Consider the following 18646-nt stretch of genomic DNA (forward strand, 5'->3'; position numbering starts at 1 on the left):
CTCAATACACCGAGTTGACGGTCAGGCAGTATCCCTCTGCCACGAGAGCAAGAACTCCTACTCCCGTAGCTGCCGCCACACCCCTCAATGCCACCTTCTTGCCGACCTCGACATAAACATACGCCGCTCCTCCCTGGACATACGCCGGCCAATCGGTGTACCAGCCGCAGAAGGTCTTGATTCCGTTTACTACCTGCTTCTCGACCCGCTCCGATTTTTCCTTCTGGTCCGCCCAGTACTCCTCGGTCGAGAAACAAGCTCCCTTTCCGTTGGGTACTGGATACTTGTAACTGCAGATATGGGGGTTCTTGGCGTCTCTGCGGAGGGCGCTTCTCGGATCGCCCTCCGGGTAGTACGGCTTCGCGCCGTTGCATTTCGGGTCGAGGAGCGACACGCAGGCCGGGGCGAACACCAACTTCGGCTTCTTCGACCCGCAGCCGGGCTGCAAGGCCGCGGCACCGTCGCAACGACCGGGCAACGAGCAGGTCGGGGCTACGTTCCGGCCCTTGCAGTCGTCGTATGGGTCGGCCTTGAGTCGCTTCTCGTGTTCCTTTACCCGTTTCTGATACTGGCTGACCGTCTCCTCTTCGAAGCGCAGGCCCGAAGCGTCGCTGAAGGTACCTGGGCTGTTGTTGCTGTAGGCGTACCCGCTGATCTGTTGTGGATCATTGACGTCGGTCACCGGGTCCGCGCTGATGAATCTCCCCGCCACCTGGTCGTACTCTCTCGCGCCGAGGTGGGTGAGCCCGGTGGGATCGACGGTGCCACCGACGAACCCCTTGTCCATGCCGGCGGGCCAGGTGCCGCTGGGGTTGGCGCGTTGCTCGCCGTAGGGCAGCATGCGCCTCTTGGCCACGGCGAGGGTGCTGGCCTTGACGCTGAGTTCGGCTGTGCCGTGGTGATCCGAGCCGATCCAGTCGAGGCTGGCCGCGGTGCGGACGGCAATGGTCGCTCCGGCGTGGGTGTAGTAGCGGGTGGCCTTCTTGACGGTGCCTTCGGTGCGCACTTCGGTGCCGCCGGGGAGGTACAGGGTTTTGCCGGTGGCGTCGGTGCGGATGAGTCGGTTGCCGTCGGCGTCGTAGAGGTAGCTGACGTCGTTACCGGTCTGCCCCGAGGACACGACGCGGCCTTCCCGGTCCCAGATCACGGTCTGGATGGCGCCGGTCGTGGTGGGTCGGGCCTTGGTGTTGCCCGCGTTGTCGTAGGTGTAGTTGCGGGTCCAGGTCGCCCCGCCTTTGGCCTCGACGCTGGCGACCGTGTGCGGGCGTGCGGTTCCGGCGGGGTTGTAGCGGTAGGTGTAGGTGGTGTCGGTGGCCCCGTGCCGTGTCTCGGTCTTGCGGTTGCCGTCCGGATCGATGGTCCACGAGTGCCAGTAGGGCGTCGGAGCCCCGTCGACCTGGGTCCAGGCGGTGGGCACGCCGGCGCACGCACCGGATTCCGGTGTCCACGCTTCGGTCAGCCGCCGCAGGTGGTCGAGCTTGAAGCACTGGTGGTCGGCGGTGCCGCCCGTCGGGGTGTCGTGGATCTCCTTGACGTTGCCGACGGCATCGTAGGCGTAGCTGTAGTTGGCCGCTTCAGGCTTGGCTTCCGGGACGGCGTTCAGGTTGGTCAGCCGACGGGTAGCTTCGTCGAACGTCGACTTGAACGCCACCCGAGAGCCGAAGGCGCCGAGTTGGCGCTGGGTCAACTGCCCGAGCTTGTCATGGGTGACGGAGTGGACGTAGATCTGAGCGGCCGACGCGAGCGTGCCGGCGTCCCCGACGTCGGTGTATCCGTAGGTGAGCGTCTCCGAGCCGAGGTCGGCGGCGGCGGGCAGGGTGACCTCATAGGGCTGACCGTTCGACTTGTAGGTCGTGGAGGTCGTGTAGGTGCAGGTGTTCGGCGCGGCGGCCGCGCAGAGGCCACCTGCCGAGGCCGGCAGGACAACGGAGGTCGCGGTGGTCCGGCCGTACTCGTCGAAGCTGTCGGTCTTGACGGTGTACGCGTTTCCGCCGGCGTACCGGGTGGCCGAGGTGAGCTTGCCCTTGCCGTACGGGAGCGTGTCGTAGACCCATTCCGCGCGCACGCTGGTGCTGGTGGTGCTGTCATCCCGCATGGTGGCCTTGCGGCCGAGTTCGTCGTAGGTGTACGCGGTCGTCGCACGGCCGGTGTCCAGTGGCGCGTCGACCGTTTCCACGTTGCCGGCCTTGTCGTAGGTGGTGTAGGTCGTGCCCTTGTCGGGGTCGGTGGTGGTGACCTGCCGACCGCGTTTGTCGTAGTCGTAGGACCACACGTTCAGACCGGTCGCGTCGGTGACGGTCTTGAGCCGGTCGAGCAGGTCGTAGGTGTAGCTGGTCCTGTCGAACGTGGCCGGGTCGTCGCCGCCGACGTCGGCCGGGTTCTTGTACTGGCGTAGTTGGGTGGTCTTGCCGTTGGCGTCGACGACGGTCGTCGTCGCGGTGCCGCCGGTGGGCGGGGTGACGCTGGTGCGCTCACCGTTGTAGGCCGTGGTGGTGAACCATTTCTCGACGCCGTTGCCGATCAGGGCCTCCTTGGTGGTGCGGCCGGCGCCGTCATAGGTGTGCTTGGTGATCGACGGGATCTGCCCCTGCGGCAGGGCCAGGCTGGTGCCGACGGCGGCGTTGGTGGAGTCGTAGTAGGGCAGCGACGTCCAGGCCGTCCTGCCCGCGCTGTCGGTCACCGTCTCCGCGATGGTCCGTCCACCGCCGGTGGCCTGGACCTGCTGCTGACGCTTGCGCAGGAACCCGTCGAACAGGTCGACGGTCTTCCTGAAGGTCGCGTTGGGCATCAGCCGCTCGGTGGTCACAGTGGACGGTCCACCGGCCTTGCGCACCTGGTAGGTGAACCTCACGCTGGGATTCTGGGTTGCCTTGTTCCGACCGGGCAGCCACACGGCCTTGAGCCGGCCCAGACCGTCGTAGGTCAGGTCCGTCACGGCGCCGTTGGCGTCGGTCTGCTTGGTCGGCGTCGCCCAGGCCGGCTCCATGATGGACGTGGCGACGTGGTTCTTGGCGTTCTTGGTCGCGGTCTGGGTGATCAGGCCACCGTTGGCGGTGCTGTGCGTCGTTGTCGTCGCGTAGCCGCGCGGATCGGTCTCCGACACGACCCGGCCGTTGTCGTCGTAGCCCTTCGTGGCGGTGCGGGTGTACTCCGGTGTGGAGCCGTTGAACTTCTCGAGCTCCTCGGTGCGCACCACGTTGCCCTTGGAGGGTTGCTTACCGAACGACGACTCGTCCACGTACACGTCGTAGAACGACCGCGACCGGTTGAGCACCGTGCTCGGCGCCGCCGGTTCGGGCGCGCCGCCGCAGGCGATGTTGAGGGTCTCGGTCTGCGACACGCGGTCGATCATCCAGGTGGTGTCGTTGCGGGCGTACGCCGTCCGCGTGCAGGTCGTGTCGTTGGTCAGTGACTCGTCGCCCTGGTCCTCCACCGTGATCGGCAGACCGTCGCCGTTGAAGCCCGTGACGGCCTTGACGTACCGGTAGCCGCCCGCGGCCAGCGGGGTGCGCTCGCGGGTCTCGTCGGTGTTGGTCTTCCACGCCTTGGTGGTGATGCCGTTGCGCGTCCGGGTCGCGGTCGGGCCGTTGATCCACGGATCGTCGCGGGTGGAGGAGACTTCGCCGCCGCCGGGACCGTTGAGGACGATCTCCTGCAGCTGGAACCCGGCGAGGGCCTCGTGATCCTCGATCCGCCCGCCCCAACTGTCGTTCACCCAGACGTCCTTGACGCCGCTGGTGGCCTTGTCGCCGTCCATACCACGCAGGTAGCGGTACTCGACGGCGGTCTGCTGACCGGACGGGTTGCCGTGGCGGACCTGCACCCGGCCGTGGCCGCGCCAACTCGACCACGTGCGGTGCTTGTCCTTGGTCATCTCGTCGTTGTTGTACGCCCACGCCGGCGTGTCCAGGTAGTCGTAACTGGTCACCTCGGTCGGCTGGTCGGTGACGGTGTCGTCGAGGTCGATACGGGTGACGACGTACTTGTGGAACCAGTCCCGCGACAGCTCCTGCCCCGCCGGGGCGTACCACGAGGGCATGCACCGCTTGGTGTTGGTGGCCGGGTCGGGCAGTGTCGAGCGCGTGCAGTCGGCGCCGGAGTAGGTGACGGTGATGTCACCACCGGACTCGGTGTGCACCGCCTTGATCCGCCACCGGGCCAGCGCGGTGCGCCCGTCGCCGGGCCCGTCGACGCGGTTGGGCAGCGGCACGCCGCCGGTGTCGAACGTGATCTCCGGCTCCGACTCGGCGACGCCGCCGGCGGTGGCGACGTGACCGGTGCGGGTGATGCCGCGCAGCCACATCGGCGTGGACTCACCGGTGCCCGCGTTGATGAACTCGTGCCGCAGCGCCCACGACTCGACATCGGCGTACGAGCTGGCGCCGTTGCGGACCTGGGCAGTCACCTTGTCCAGGCGCCTGGTGGTCCAGAACGTCGGCGAACCCTGGGTGGTGCACTTCTCACCGGACTTGCAGTACTGGTCCCACGGGGTGTCCTGCCACGCGGACTTGACCGGGTCCGACGTCCACGCCGCGCCGGTCCAGCAGCCGGACAGGCACCGCTCCTTGGTGTCGAACACGACCCGCAGCGGCGCTGCCTGGGAGTACTCCGCGTTCTTGCGCATGCCGTACTCGATGCGCTGCAGGTAGCCGCCCCGGTCGTAGGTGGTGCGCTGGTCCGGGTCGAGGTCGCGGGCGTACGCGCCCTGCTCCTTGCCGTAGAAGTAGGCCATGGTGTTGCTGTTGGGGTCCACGACGTAGTCGAGGTTCCACCGCCACGCCTGGTTGCAGTACGCGTCGGCGAATGTGGCGTCGTAGCACGGGTCACCGGAGTTGTTGCCGAACACCGGCACCGTCCACGTCGAGTTGGTCACCGCGTTGCCCGTGGTCCAGCCCGGCAGCTTGTGGTAGCCGAAGAAGTACTGGACACCGTCGGTGGTGGTGACCTTCCAGTACTCGCTCTGGTCGTCGTCGAGCTCGTTGCCGTCGTCGCCGTTGTCCCGCGCCGGGTCGACGACCTTCTCGACCTTCGTGCCGTCGTCGTTCCTCAGCCGCCACACCGACCCGTCCTTGATCAGCTCACCGGCGTGGCCGTTGAGCGACAAGGTGGCGTTGTCGGAGAACCAGCACTGGTCGCCGGTCTTGTGTCCGGGGTTGTCGTCGGCGCAGGAGGCGTACTTGCGCTCGATGAACCCCGGCCAGGCGTCCCAGCCGTCGCCGATCCACGAGCCCTGGTTGTTCGTCAGCGCGGTGCGCCCGTCGACGCTGCCCGACGAGTACGCCAGACTCACCGACGGCGCCGGACCACCCAACGCCGGCGGCATCCGCAACGGGTACGACCAGGAGAAGTCCCCGCTCTGGGTCGACACCTGCCACTGCCCCGCAGGCGAGAGGCTCGTGGCCGTGTAGTCGCCGTTGACACCCGACCCGCCGGCCTCGGCGGCCAGCAGCATCGGACCGTCGGCCGGCAGCGCCACATCGGCGGAAAGCAGGTGCTTCGCGGTGTCGTTGTCGGTGACGATCGGGGTGCGGGTCCGGCACGCGCCCGACTCGGGAGTGGTCAGCGCACAAGCCGGCAGCGCCACCAGCCGCAGCCTCGACGCCCAGTCACCGCCGTAGGCGTGTGCGAACCCGGAATAGTCGACCTGGATACCGGTACGCGCCGCGGACGCCTTGCGATCGGCCCGTGACGCCGAGAGCAGCAGGCCCCGCACCTCGGCCCTCTCGGTGGCCGCACGGTCGTGCACCGTCACGTCCACCCTGCCGATCCCGCTGTCGGGCCGACCCGCCGCCCCGGTCGTCGCCGGCGCGGAGATCGTCACCGGCAGCAGCCCGGCCTTGGCCCGCACCGGACCGGTCAGGCCCGCACGCGTACCGACCGCGTTCGCGGCCGCCGCCGTGGCACCGGTCAGCTCGGCCGTGCCCGAGCCGTGCGGCCAGGTCACCTCGCGCGGGCCCGACACCCGCGCCGACTCGGCGTGCACCGACCTGCCCGGCTCGGGCTGATGAGTGACCGTCCGTACCCCGGCCACCTCCTTCGGCTTCGGAGGATCCCACTTGGCCGCTGCGCCGGCAGCCTCGACCTGCTGGCCGAGCATGCCGACCGTCATCGCCACCGACAGCCCGGCAGCGCGAACCCAACCGTTCACGTTGACACTCCTCTGTGTAGTGGCCAGGAACTACGCCAGTGACTGGCAGATCTCCGACGCCGCCAGCACGCGCTGGTGGGCGTACACCTTGTCGGCCAATCCCTTGAAGAACTCGGTCTCCCCACCGGACCTGGCCCGGCCGATCACGAACGACCCGCCTGCTGCCCACGACCCGGTCGCGGTCGCCGCCGCCACCTCGCCGGTGCAGCTCAGTCCGTCGCCCATGACCCAGACCTTGATCTCGCTGGTGGTCTTGTCATACGTTCCGGCCAGGTGCACCCACACGTTGTCCGCGGGCGGGAACAGTGGCGCACCGTCGAACATGCCGGTCGCGCAGGCCGACACCGGTGCCGCGGTGTTGTCGGCCGCCCGCGTCGAGAAGCACCAGCCGCCCGCGCCGGCGTTGGCGTCCTTGTCGTAGTGCAGCTGGAACCGCGAGCCGTTGACGCCGTCCTGCGACAGGATCGTCTGGTCACCCGAGACGAGCGAGCTCGGCCGCACCCACGCCATGACCGTGAACGACTCGCGCGTGTCCAGCGCCGGACCACTCGTCGTGATCTTCCCCGTGCCGGTGAAGGAGGCCGCGTTGCCCGACTTGCCGCCGGTCACGAAGCTCGCTCCCGGGGAGAGCGTGCCGTTCTTGGCATTCACCGTCGACCCGATCGGCCCGCACAGTTGATCTGCCGTGTCGGTGTTGCCCTTGTCCGCGGCGGTCGTCGCGCCGACGGCTTCGTCCATGCGCCAGTTCCAGCACCTGTTCGGCAGCGGCTTGACCCAGAACTCGTGGTTGAACGCCGAGCCACTGGTGTTGCCGGCCTTGTCTATGGCCTTCACCGACAACACGCGGACCATGTCCTTGACCGGCGTGTACGGCACCGAAGGGCTCGTCACTGTCTGAACCGTGCCGCCGTCGACCTGCCAGGTCCATTCCACGGCGTCGCCCGCACCGGTGATCGCGAACGTGCCCGGCGTGTTGACCACCGCGCCCCACGCCTTGAGCGGGTACTGGCTCGACGACACGTTCGTGACCGTCGGTGGTGCGTTGTCGATGGTCAGGGTCTGCCACACGCCGACACCCATGTCGTTCCACAGGCCCACCTCGTCGCCCGTACTGGCGCGCCAGTAATAGGTCGTGCCGGAGGTGAGCGTCACCGGCACCTGCCAAGACGCGGTGCCCGGTGTCGACGTGCCGGCTGTTGTCACCGCCGGTGTCGACGTGTTGACCGGATTCCACGGGCTGTAGTTCCACGCGACGACCGGTGCGGTGTCCGAGGGCGCGGTACGGACCTCGAAGATGGTGCGCAGCACGCCGCCGTACGGGTCCGCGACCGTGACGTTGAGCGTCGGGGTGGTGTCCCGCACGATCGCCGGTGACGAGCACTGCTTGTAGCAGTCCGTGGTCTGGGAGAACGGCTGAGCGACGACCGGGTACGGCGGAAGGTCGTAAGTGACGATCAGGTACGTGCTGTCCGGGTAGAAACGCTTCCACCGCTGCTGGTCGCTCTCGCCCTGGCCGTTCTCGTCGCACGCGCACAGGCCGACCGTGTACAGCGTCCAGTTCGCCGTCGCCGCCGCCTGCAGATCCGTCTTGATCCGCGGGTCGTCGAGGATGACGTCGGCATCGCCCTGATCCGCCACGCCGCAACCACCGGTTTCGTTGGCGTTGCCCGACCAGGTGTCGAGCAGCTTCTGCGCTCCCGAGCCGAGCGGGTGCGAGTTCCAGGCCATCCGTCCCCCGTTGGACACGGTGATGTTGCCGCCGGGCCGGAACAGGTAGACCGGCGTCGCCCCGCAGGAGAACGAGTGATCCAACTGAAGGTCCATGTATGCGGAGACGATGTGCTGGCCGCGCAGCTCCGGCACGCTGAACTCGAAGAACGAGCGGTACTTCTCGCCACTGCCGTCCGGCGGCGCCTGCCGGCCGACCCGCATCGCCGTCGCGTCGTTGTTCTCCGCGTTGCTGGACTCGTACGCCCACTTCGACCGGTTCTTGTTGAACACCGGGTCGATGAACAGCGGGAACACCGTCGAGGCAGATGTCAGCAGCTCGGTGTCGGGCGTGAGCAACATGTCGTCGCCGGCCAGCGTCACCCGCACCGGTGCCGTTGCCGCACGCTCACCCGGCTCGCGGGCGTCCGACACAAGCTCCCGCGGCACGTCGAGGGCGGTCGCCTGCGTCCGACCGCCCTTGACCGTCTGCTGGCCGGTCGCCGAGTCCCACATCGCCGCGCCCAGCGCCGTCACGACCGCGGTGCCGGAAGCATCGACGATGTGCAGGCCGCCGTCAGGAGACGTCTGCGGCCGCAGGTCCCCGCCGAGGACGAAGCGGACCTTTGTCAGGGCCGGGTTGGCGGCCGCCTCCGGCGTCTTGACCTCGAGTACGTGGCGGAAGCCCTCGGCCAGTGCCGTGACGTGCAGGTTCACGTCGGGCAGAACCGACTCGTAGACAGCCGTGTCCCCGTCGATCCGCGGCGCTGGCAGCCGTCCCGGCCACGACAGTGTGAACTCCGATGCGCCCTCCTGCCACGTCACCAGCGGACCCGCACCGCCGCCGGAGAAACGCATGTCAGCCGTCGACGCGATGGGCGTGAACCCGCCTTCGACGGCGCGCAGCGTCGGATCGACATCGGCCCACGAGCCGTCCGCACGATGCACCCGTTGCGCGGTGATCGCAGCCACCAGCCGGCGCGCGCCGGTCGGCTCGACGTACACCTGCTCGAACTCCGTCCGAGCGTCCAAAGCCTCCACCGGCTTGTCGCAGGCGTCGGCCAGCAGCGCAGCCTGCCCAGCGGTTGCCGCAGTCGAAGCCGAACAGTCAACCGTCTCCGCGGCTGCCGCGACAGGCGCGCCCGACAACGGCACCAATCCCGCGCCGAGCGTCAACGCCAGCAGCGTGCCCACGATCCGGCCCTGTCTACGACCCATCCCACACCTCATCAGATCTAGTCGTTCGCCCGGTCCACGGTGGACGATGCGCGCGTTGACCGGTACGGGGGCACCCATCGGACAAACAACGTCGGACAAAACGTGGCGGCTGCGATGGTCGGAGGGCTCGCACCCGGCACACGAAGTCCCGGATACTCCTTCGATCCGGCAGCGGACGCGGCTGTCGGCACGAAGCCCGCCACGTGTGGGCGCCGGAGAGGCTGCCTGGCGGCAGGACTTGGAGGTTGGTGTTGGGCCGTCGGGAAACGCCCCTGGACCCGAAGGCAGGGCCGGTTCAGCGGCTGGCATGGCAGCTGCGGCAGCTGCGGGAGCGGGCCGGCAGTCCCAGCTATCGGATTCTGGCTCGGCGCGCGCATTACTCGGCGAGCACTCTGGCGGAGGCGGCGAAGGGTGACCGGCTGCCCTCCCTGGAGGTGACGCTGGCGTACGTCGAGGCCTGCGGTGGCGATGCCGACGAGTGGCGGGCAAGGTGGTCAGCCATCGCGAATGCGATGGCCGCACCGGCGACGCCGGTTCGCGACGAGGAGCCCTGCCCCTATCAAGGGTTGACGTCGTTCCAGCCCGAGCAGGCGGAGTGGTTCTTCGGCCGCTCGACGTTGGTTGACCGGCTGCTGAACCGGGTCGAGCGGATGCCGCTGAGCTGCCTCGTCGGGGCGTCCGGCAGCGGGAAGTCGTCGTTGCTGCGGGCTGGCCTGCTGGGCACCGTCGCCGCCGATCGCCGGGCGACGCAGCGTTGGCGGACAATGTTGATGACGCCGACCGAACACCCGCTGGAGGCATTGTCGGCCGAGGTTGCCAAGTTGTCCGGTCAGGACATCGAGCAGGTGCGCGAAGCGCTGGCGAAGGACCCAGCCGTCCTGGACATCGCCGTACGCAGCACCCTGGCCGAAGGTCACCCGCAGACCCGGGCACTGTTGGTGGTGGACCAGTTCGAGGAGATCTTCACCCTCTGCGCCGACGAGGACGAACGCCGCACGTTCATCGAAGCGCTGCTGGACGCCACTCACGGTGCGGACCGCCGCACCACTGTGATGCTCGGCGTGCGGGCCGACTTCCTCGCTCACCTCATGCGGTATGCGGAGCTGACCGAGGCGCTGGGCGACGAAGGGCACCTGATGGTGGGCCCGGTGACCGCCGATGACCTGCGTGAGATCGTCACCCGGCCGGCCGCGCAGGTCGGGATGGGAGTGGATTCCGATCTGCTGACCACGGTGCTCGCTGACGCCAGCGGCGAGGCGGGTGCGTTGCCACTGGTGTCGCACGCGCTGCTGGAGACGTGGCAGCGACGCACCGGGCCGACCCTCACCCTGTCGGCCTATCACGCGAGCGGCGGTGTCCGCGGGGCGGTCGCCCAGACCGCCGAGCGGGTATATGCCGAGCTCGGAGCAGCGGAGCAGCGAGCCGCTCGCCGGATCTTTCTGCGGCTCACGGCCCTGGGTGACGGCACCGAGGACACCCGCCGGCCCGTCGCGCGCACGGAGCTCGAAGGCGTCGCCGACGAGCCTGTCACGATCAAAGTCCTGGACGAGTTGGCCGCGGCCCGGCTCGTGGTCCTGGGCGACGGCACCGTGGCGGTGGCTCACGAGGCGCTGATCAGTGCCTGGCCACGGCTGCACCGATGGCTCACCGACGACCGCGAAAGCCTGCTCGTCCACCGGCGGCTCACCGACGCCGCACACACCTGGACGTCGTTGCACGGTGATCCCGGCGCGTTGTACCGGGGTGCCCAGTTGGTCGCCGCGCGGATGTTCGCCGACGACCATCGCGACGAGCTGAACCAGCACGAGCGCGACTTCCTGCGCGCCAGCAACGCTCTCGCGGAAGCCGAGCAGGACGGTGCCCGGCGCCAGGCCCGCCTCCTCAAACGCCTCGTCGCAGGTGTTTCCGTCCTCTTGGTACTCGCTCTGCTGGGCGGCGCCGTAGCGGTGCGGCAGCGCCAGGACGCCCGCGAGCAGCAGGTGGTCGCGCTCTCCGGCGAGCTGGCGCTGCAGGCGCGATCTCTGCTCGCCACCGATCCGGAGTTGGCCGGCTTGCTGGCCGTCGAAGCGGATCACCTCCACTCCAGCACCGAGACTCGGGGAAGCGTGCTGAGCGCGGCAGCCGCGCCTCGCCGCACCGAGCTCAACGTCGGCGGACCGTCCATCTACGCCGTCGCGTTCAACCCCGACCATTCCTTACTCGCCACCGCAGCCGGGGACGGCACGATCGGTTTGTGGGACCCCGTGCGGAATGAACGCATCGCCACACTGCAGGGGCACGCCGGCCGCGTCGCCAACCTGGCCTTCGCCAGCGAGGGAAAGCTGCTCATTTCCGTCGGGATCGACGGAACCAAAGGTTCCATCATCGTCTGGGACGTCGACACACGTGGGCAGATCGCCCGGCTGGAGGAGAACCACCTCGCCGGCACGGCCTTCAGCTCCGACGGAACAAAGGTCGCCATCGGCTTCGCGAGTGGCCCGGACGGCCTGCCGACCGGCCCGGACACCCCGGAACCCGGCGACATCGCCCTCTACGATCTGCGGTCCGGAACCCGCGCGCTGCTGCACGGGCACCACCTGCCGGTCAGGTCCCTGACCTTCAGTCACGACGGAAGGCTCCTCGTATCCGCCAACGGGAAAGAGAACCCGACCGTGTGGGACGTGGCGAAACGCCACGCGATTGCCCGACTGCCCACGGAGCACGTCGTCTCGGTAGCCTTCGGGCGCTCTGGATACACCCTTGCCGGTTTGGCCCACGACCGCGGGGTGTACCTGTGGGACCTCGGCGACGAGCGGCCGGTTCCGCTCCCGCCGCTGCCCCTGTCGGGCCGCTACGCGTGGGCAATCTCGGCTCCCGTGGACGACAAGCTCGCGGTGGCCGACGAGAACGGCGCGATCACCATCTGGGACCTGCGGCGCCGCGAGCCCTTGCAGACCTACCAGGACCGGGGCCGCAGCGAGACGGTCTCCGTCGCGCTGAGCCAGGACGGAGCCATGCTCGCCTCAGCGGGGTTCAACGGAACCGTCGTGCTCCACGATCTCAGCCACGCCCCGTTCATCGGTTTCGCGGCACAGGTGAAGGACGTCAAAGTCAGCCCGGACGGCAGCACCGTCGCCTCAGCGGGCAGCGACAGGACGGTTCGGCTGTGGGACGCGGACGGGACGTTCGTGGCCACGCTGGGTGGGCATCCGGACGAGGTTCAGGCCGTCGCGTTCAGCCCGGACGGACGCCTCCTCGCCGCGGTCACCCGAAACAACATCGTCACGATCTGGGACGTCCAGCGCCGAAAGCAGGTGACCCGGCCCTTCCCGACCAAAGGAATCGGTGCCTCGACGGACATCGAGTTCGATGCCGGTGGGCGTCTCCTCGCCGCCGCCACTCTCGGCCTTGGCTTGTGGGAGGTCACGGACATGAACAAACCGTCCGAGATAACCGCCAGGTTCCCGGCCCGCATCGTCACGTCGCTGGCCTTCATCCCGGACGGGCGCCGGCTCCTGGGAGCGAGCGTGGGCGGCTACATCAACACGTGGGACATCACCACGGGAAAGCTGCTCAACCGGGTCAACACACAGCAGAGCGCGGTGCAGGACATCGTGGTCGCCCCCGACGGCAGCTGGCTGGCCACCGCGGGTGACAGCCGCACCGTCAAGCTGTGGGACGCCGCGACCGGTCGGGAAACAGCCGTGCTGAGCGGCCATACCGCGCCCGTCCAGGTCCTTGCCGTCAGCCGGGACGGCCGCCGGCTCGCCTCCGCCGGCGACGACCACACCATCATCGTCTGGGACACCAGCACCCGCCGGCGGGTCGCCGCCCTCACCGGTCATCGCGCAAGAATCCGCGGACTCGCCTTCACCCCGAGCGGAAACCTCATCTCCGGCGCGGAAGACGGCCGAATCATCAGCTGGTCGTTCGACCTCCGTGCCGCCAAAGCCCAGATCTGCGCCGCCGCCGACCGCAACCTGACCCGACCGGAATGGGCTGCACACATTCCCTCGGAGCCGTACAAACCCTCTTGTGCCGCACCGCCGAGTCGCTGACGATGCGCGGCGTATGCGCCGCTACCCCGCGGGGTCGGGAGTGCAGACGGTCAGGAACGTTTTCGTGTTCTCGCGTTGGACGTCCGAGGCGTCCATCCAGCCGCGCTGGTCGAACAGGTAGCTTCCGGACGGGTGCTCGGCCGACTCGCGCAGCACCTGGGCGACGTCGGCCCTGGCGCCGAACGCCTTCGGGCCGTCGACGGAGAAGTTGATGGAGCCTGCCTTGGTCCAGTCGTAGTCGGCGGGCAGCGGTTTCTGGACCTGGAGGGGTCCACCGGTGTCCGGTGAGGATCCCCCGGCGGTGCTCAGCAGGTCCATGCGTTCCACCAGCACGCCCGGCTTCGGCGCGGTCCACACCTGCTCGGTGCTTTTCTGGGTGCCGGAGTCGAAGATCAGCGTCACGCGGATGACGCCCTCGCACGGGGTGCCGGTCCAGAGTTTCAGGACGCCGTCGTCGACACGGAACCCGGCCGCTACCGGCAGCGACGGCGCGAACTGCGCTTGGGTGTCGCAGGCTGCGGTCGCCGTCGCCACGAGTATGGCGGCGCAGGCGATGCGCAGCCATCTAGCGATATCCGCCATCGGAAAGTCCCGCGTCTTCCTCGGTCTCGTTGCCGCCGGTGACCTGCTCCCACGCGTACGAGGCGAGGAAGCCGGTGTAGCCCTCGGCTGCCCATTGCTGGGAGTGGCGCTCCTCATGATGCAGCAGCCGGTCCATGTCGAGAGCGCCACGGTACGCGCCGCTGTCGCCTTCGTACCAGGCGTGGCCCGACGCCGCCACCTCTCGCAGCTGCTGCGCCGGATCCTGCGGGTCGTCGATGTTCAGCATGAACGTGTCGCCCCACGTCGTTCCGCCGCGCTGGCTGAACTGGTCCTGGATGAGGTTCCCGCCCAGGCCCATCATCATGCCGTTCGGGGTGGTCACCAGCCGTCCACCGTTGTCGTGCACGAATCCGACGTCCTTGTCGTAGCTCCAGGAGTTCTCCTGTTGCCGGTCGGTGATTCGCCGCAGTTCCTCGGATCCGTACGGCGTCGGTGCGAAGTCGGTCGTCTCGCCTTCTGTCCCGTAGTCGGTGCCCGCGTTCAGGATGTAGGTCATGCGCACGGCCTTGGCCGCGTCGTCGCCGCTGATGTCGGTCGGCATCAGGAAGTACGACTTGAAGATCCCGTCGCCGTCCTCGTCCTCGCGGATCTCCTCGAGTTTGTCGAGGATCGCGAAGTCGTCCGGCGTGATGTGGTGTTCGGCGGCGATCTGCTTGACGGTGTCGATCGAAACGCCCCGGCGTACGGCGTTCTCGAGCCACTGCCGGTAGTGGCCTGAGGCCGGCGGCCCGGTCAGCAGCCCGGCGTCGCGCAGCGCCTGCTCCATCTCGGCCACCTGGGCGTCGAGCTCTCCGCCCTTCCTCGCGTCGTCGAGGGTGGTCGCGTCGTGGTCGCTGATCTTGCGGTCCTGCGCGAGTTGCATCACCCGGGCCAGCGCCGCGTCGATGGCGTTCGCCGTGGTGAGGATCGCCTTGGTCTCCTGCTCCAGCTGCCGCCTGATGGTTTGGCGGTGCCGCTGGGCCTCGGCAAGTTCTTCGGCCTCGAACCGCGACCCCGGCGGCGGGTCGGCCGGCTTGATGTCCACAACGGTCCCGTCGGCGCCGACGCGGAACTGGTAGGCCTGCGCGAGGGAGTCGTTGTTGGCGACCCGACTCAGGAGGGCGGTGACGTCGTCCGACGCGGTTCGCAGGGCTTGTTCGACGGCGGACAGCTCCGCGACCAGGATCTCGGCGTTGTTCCGCGTGTCGCCCAGCGATTTGCGGGCGCCCTCGCCCGCGACGCCGCGCCAATCAGGCAACCTCCGGGCGTCGTCGAGCTCGTCCTGCAACCCGACGAGTTTGTCCCGCCGGCCACGCAGCTCGCCCGCCGACGCATCGACCGCCCCAGCGTGCCACTTACGGACGTCGTCGTAGCCGACCGTCATCTCCCAAAAGCCTTTGTCGCAGCGTCCTCATTTTGGGCGTACGCGTTCGCGTTCGATGCGACCGACTCGCTCCACCTGTCGATCTCGCCGGCCCAGCCCTGCGCGCGCTCGTTGAACGTCGACGCCAGAGTGGGCGCGTTCCTTGCCGCCACCCCACCCGGCATGGCGGTCGCGAGCGCCTCCAGGCCGGTGCCCGGGTCCACCAGCCTGGCCTGATCCGCAGCGGACCCCGCCGCCTTGGCCGCGTCCCGCAGTTGACCGATCTGAACCTCGAACTCGCCCACAGGCCGTGACTACCACCTTCCGCTTCGGTCATCATCGACCGCACTCATATCCGGGAACCTCGATCGCTCTGCTACCGTCCGCCAAACTAGCGTGACAACTCCGAGTTCACCGGCCCGTACCGTGTCCGCCTCACGACACGGCAGACCGCGAGCGTGGTTCGGAGGCTGGCCGTTCGGCTGACCCCTTGACCGTCATCCGCCCCGCCGCATCCGCGATCCCGTCGCCCGATCCCGTGGACGGGACCCGCTGAACACAATCGGTGCATGCTGAAGTACACGCCGGACATCGGACTCCTCAAAGCGCTGATCGCCATGAACGACGGCAAGACCAGCGTCATCGTCACCCCACCGGACCAGCAGGTGGTGGCGTGGGTGCACAACCAGGGCTACCGCGTGACCCTCGTTGCGGGAACCGCCGAGATCCGGCCCGGCGACGTCATGGACGTCCCGCTGCATCCGCTGACCTTTTGAGCCGACCACCGGCGCGATCGTTCGTAGGCGTAGAAGGCGCTGTCATCGGCTGGTAGGAGGTTGCGCGCGCCCCACCGGTCAGATTGTGTGGTGGCGTGTTGATCGGACGTGACGACGAGAGCGGGGCCATCTACCAGGCCCTCGACGCCGCAGCCGGCGAGCGCGGCGGCGCCCTGGTGCTGCGTGGAGAGGCCGGGATCGGCAAGTCCACGCTGCTTGACTTCGCCGTGACCGAGGCGACCAACCGCGGCATGACCGTCGTCTCGACCGCCGGCGTGCAGGCGGAGGTCGACGTGCCCTACGCGGGGCTGCACCGGCTCCTGCGCGGCAGCGAGGTGGGGCGACGGGCGATCGAGGCGCCCGACGTACCGCCGCTACGGGTCGCGGTCACGATCCTCGAGCTGTTCAGCGAAGCTGATTCGCCGACGCTCGTGGCGGTCGAGGACGCGCACTGGCTCGACAAGTCCACATGGGACGTCCTCACGTTCGTCGCCCGGCGGATCCATTCCGACCCGGTCCTCATGCTGATGACCGCGCGCGAGGGAGCCGTGTTGGATCAACGGATCGTCGCCGCAGGACTGCCCGAGCTGCCCGTAGGCCCGCTGTCAACGGATGCCGCAGGAGCGCTGCTCCACCGTATTGCGCCGGACCTGCCGGCGGCGCTGCGCGACCGGGTTCTCGACGAGTCGGCCGGCAATCCGCTCGGCATCGTCGAGCTCGGCCGCGCGGCGACGCGGTCGGGCGCGGGCGCGCTGCTTCCGTCGACGCTGCCGCTGAGCACCCGGCTGGAGCGCACGTTCGACGCGCTGGTGGCCGAGCTGCCCGCCCCGACCCGGACACTGCTGTTGGTCGCCGCTTTGAACGACGGCGACAGCCTCGATGAGACGCTGGCCGCCAGCGGGAAGATCGACGCCAGCGCGATGGAACCCGGCGGCGCGCCAGCCACCGCCGACGACGTCGCGCCGGCCCTCGACGCGAGACTGGTCAGGGTCGACGAGTCGTTCCGCCTTTCCTTCAGGCACTCCCTGCTGCGCTCGGCGATCGCCGGCGGCGCCACCCCGGCCCGGCGTCGCGCGGCTCATGCCGCGCTGGCCGAGGTCATCACCGCCGAGCCGGACCGGCGGGTCTGGCACCGGGCGGCGGCGGCGACGAAGCCGGACGAGAAGCTCGCCGCGGAGCTCGCCGAGATGGCGATCCGCGCCGGGCGACGGCAGGCGGCCAGCACCGCGGTGGCCGCGCTCGAACGGGCGGCAGCGCTCAGCGAAGATCCGCACCAGCGGTCGAGCCGGATGCTCTCGGCTGCTGAGATGGCCGCCGAGCAGGGCGACGCGGTGACCGTCCGGCAGCTCCTGCTCGAGGTCGAATCGCGGCACCTGCGTCCGTCCGAGCAGGCCCGGTTGTCGTGGGCCCGCGAGACGTTCCTGGAAAGCGGGTGGAGCGGGACGAGCAAGCTGGCCTCGTACGCGCAGATCATCGACACCATGCGCCGCGACGGTGACGTGACGCTGGCCATGGACTCATTGCTGTCGATCAGCGTCCGCTTCTTCTGGTCGGGCGCGGACCCGCAGACCCGGGCGCTCTACCTCACCACCGCCGAACGGATGGATGTGCCGGACCTGGATCCCCGCCTGGTCGCCACGATCGCGGTGGTCGCGCCGGAGACGCACGGCGCGGTAGCCCTCGATCGCATGCGCCGGCTCCGCGAGCGCGTCGATGTCAGCCCGACCGAGCAGCACTGGTTGGGTTTCGCGGCGAGCGTTCTCGGCGACCACGGGCTGGCACTGGAGTTCCTCGCCGGCGCCGCCAGCGGTGTGCGCCCTCAGGGCCGGCTCGGCGTGCTCGCCCAGGTCCTGCTGGTCCAAGCGTTTTCCGCGTCCTACCAATGCGACACCGAGGCAGCCCTCACGGCCGCGACCGAGGCGCGAACGCTCGCGGCCGAGACCGGCCAGGTGCTCTGGGCGGTCGCGGCCGACATGGCGCGGGGCGCGCGGAGGCGCTGCGCGGCAACGGGGCGACGGCCCGGGAGCTGGCGGACGCCGCCGAGAGCGCGCTGCTCGCGGCCGGGGTGCTCCCGCTCCTGCAGATGGTGCAGCACATCCGGGGCATCGACGCGCTCGTCAACGGCCGCTACGAGGATGCCTACCAGCACCTGTGGCGTTGCTTCGATCCGGCCGATCCGGTGTTCCACCCGCAGGTGCGGTTCTTCGTCTTCAGCCTCCTGGCCGAGGCCGGACAGCGCAGCGGGCGCACGGCCGAGGTCCGCGCGCTGATCGACGAGCTGGCTCCGGTGGCGGCAACGGGCGGCGCCCCGGCACTGGCCATCGCCTTGGCGTACGCGCGCGCGGTGACGGCCGACGGCGACGACGCGGAGGCGGCATACGACGCGGCGCTCGCCCAGGACCTGACCCGGTGGCCGGTCGAGCGGGCACGCCTACAGCTCGCCTACGGGGCCTGGCTGCGGCGTCGCCGAAACGCGGCCCGGTCACGCCAGCCGCTCCGTGCCGCCGCGGCAACCTTCGACCAGCTCGGCAACGCGCCGTGGGCCGACCAGGCGCGAGCCGAACTGCGCGCCTCGGGCGAGTCGCTGCGCCGGCCGATCGACGCGCGGGTGACCCTGACCCCTCAGGAGCTGCAGATCGCAAGACTGGCCGCGGAAGGGCTCAGCAATCGGGAGATCGCCGAGAAGCTGTTCCTCTCGCCGCGGACGGTCACCACGCATCTCTACCGGATCTATCCCAAGTTGGGCGTCAGCGCTCGGACCGAACTGGCCCGCGTGATGATCAACAAGGGTACGTAGTCGTACGTACGCGGCGGG

At 69.2% G+C, this 18646-nt stretch carries 9 protein-coding genes; 4 read left to right on the plus strand and 5 right to left on the minus strand.

Annotated features, from left to right (window positions below):
* Position 1 precedes the first annotated feature (1 nt).
* Both Air01nite_RS09335 and Air01nite_RS09340 read right to left on the minus strand, forming a co-directional pair.
* Complete coding sequence (locus tag Air01nite_RS09335; RefSeq protein ID WP_203701596.1) at positions 2-6109, minus strand: RHS repeat-associated core domain-containing protein; 6108 nt, start codon at positions 6107-6109, stop codon at positions 2-4.
* Positions 6110-6178: 69 nt separating this feature from the next.
* On the minus strand, positions 6179-9151 hold the full coding sequence (locus tag Air01nite_RS09340; protein ID WP_239090600.1) for a LamG domain-containing protein: 2973 nt from the start codon (positions 9149-9151) through the stop codon (positions 6179-6181).
* Positions 9152-9507: 356 nt separating this feature from the next.
* Between Air01nite_RS09340 and Air01nite_RS09345 the strand changes: the two genes are divergently transcribed.
* A complete protein-coding gene (locus Air01nite_RS09345; RefSeq protein ID WP_203701575.1) occupies positions 9508-13110 on the plus strand; it encodes a WD40 repeat domain-containing protein in 3603 nt (1200 codons plus the stop codon).
* A 21-nt stretch (positions 13111-13131) separates the two neighbouring features.
* Here the strand turns inward: Air01nite_RS09345 and Air01nite_RS09350 are convergent, their stop codons facing one another.
* From Air01nite_RS09350 to Air01nite_RS09360, 3 genes are read right to left on the minus strand one after another with little or no spacing between them, the layout of a single operon-like run.
* Positions 13132-13692 (minus strand): hypothetical protein, encoded by a 561-nt coding sequence (locus Air01nite_RS09350; RefSeq protein ID WP_203701576.1) that lies wholly within the window; start codon positions 13690-13692, stop codon positions 13132-13134.
* A complete protein-coding gene (locus Air01nite_RS09355) occupies positions 13676-15076 on the minus strand; it encodes a hypothetical protein (RefSeq protein ID WP_203701577.1) in 1401 nt (466 codons plus the stop codon). The genes Air01nite_RS09350 and Air01nite_RS09355 overlap by 17 nt, the downstream gene beginning before the upstream one ends.
* Positions 15073-15360, minus strand: a complete 288-nt coding sequence (locus Air01nite_RS09360) for a hypothetical protein (RefSeq protein ID WP_203701578.1) — start codon at positions 15358-15360, stop codon at positions 15073-15075. Before Air01nite_RS09360 ends, Air01nite_RS09355 begins: the two co-directional genes overlap by 4 nt.
* 264 nt (positions 15361-15624) lie before the next feature.
* Here Air01nite_RS09360 and Air01nite_RS09365 point away from each other — a divergent pair, with 264 nt between their 5' ends.
* The 3 genes from Air01nite_RS09365 (at position 15625) to Air01nite_RS09375 (ending at position 18628) form a co-directional block, all read left to right on the plus strand.
* Positions 15625-15831 (plus strand): hypothetical protein, encoded by a 207-nt coding sequence (locus Air01nite_RS09365; protein ID WP_203701579.1) that lies wholly within the window; start codon positions 15625-15627, stop codon positions 15829-15831.
* Positions 15832-15926: 95 nt separating this feature from the next.
* The gene (locus Air01nite_RS09370) at positions 15927-18101 is read left to right on the plus strand and encodes an AAA family ATPase (protein WP_203701580.1); all 2175 of its coding nucleotides are present in this window, start codon (positions 15927-15929) and stop codon (positions 18099-18101) included.
* The gene (locus Air01nite_RS09375; protein ID WP_203701581.1) at positions 18026-18628 is read left to right on the plus strand and encodes a helix-turn-helix transcriptional regulator; all 603 of its coding nucleotides are present in this window, start codon (positions 18026-18028) and stop codon (positions 18626-18628) included. The genes Air01nite_RS09370 and Air01nite_RS09375 overlap by 76 nt, the downstream gene beginning before the upstream one ends.
* Positions 18629-18646: the final 18 nt, after the last annotated feature.

Source organism: Asanoa iriomotensis (assembly GCF_016862515.1).
Classification (GTDB): domain Bacteria; phylum Actinomycetota; class Actinomycetes; order Mycobacteriales; family Micromonosporaceae; genus Asanoa; species Asanoa iriomotensis.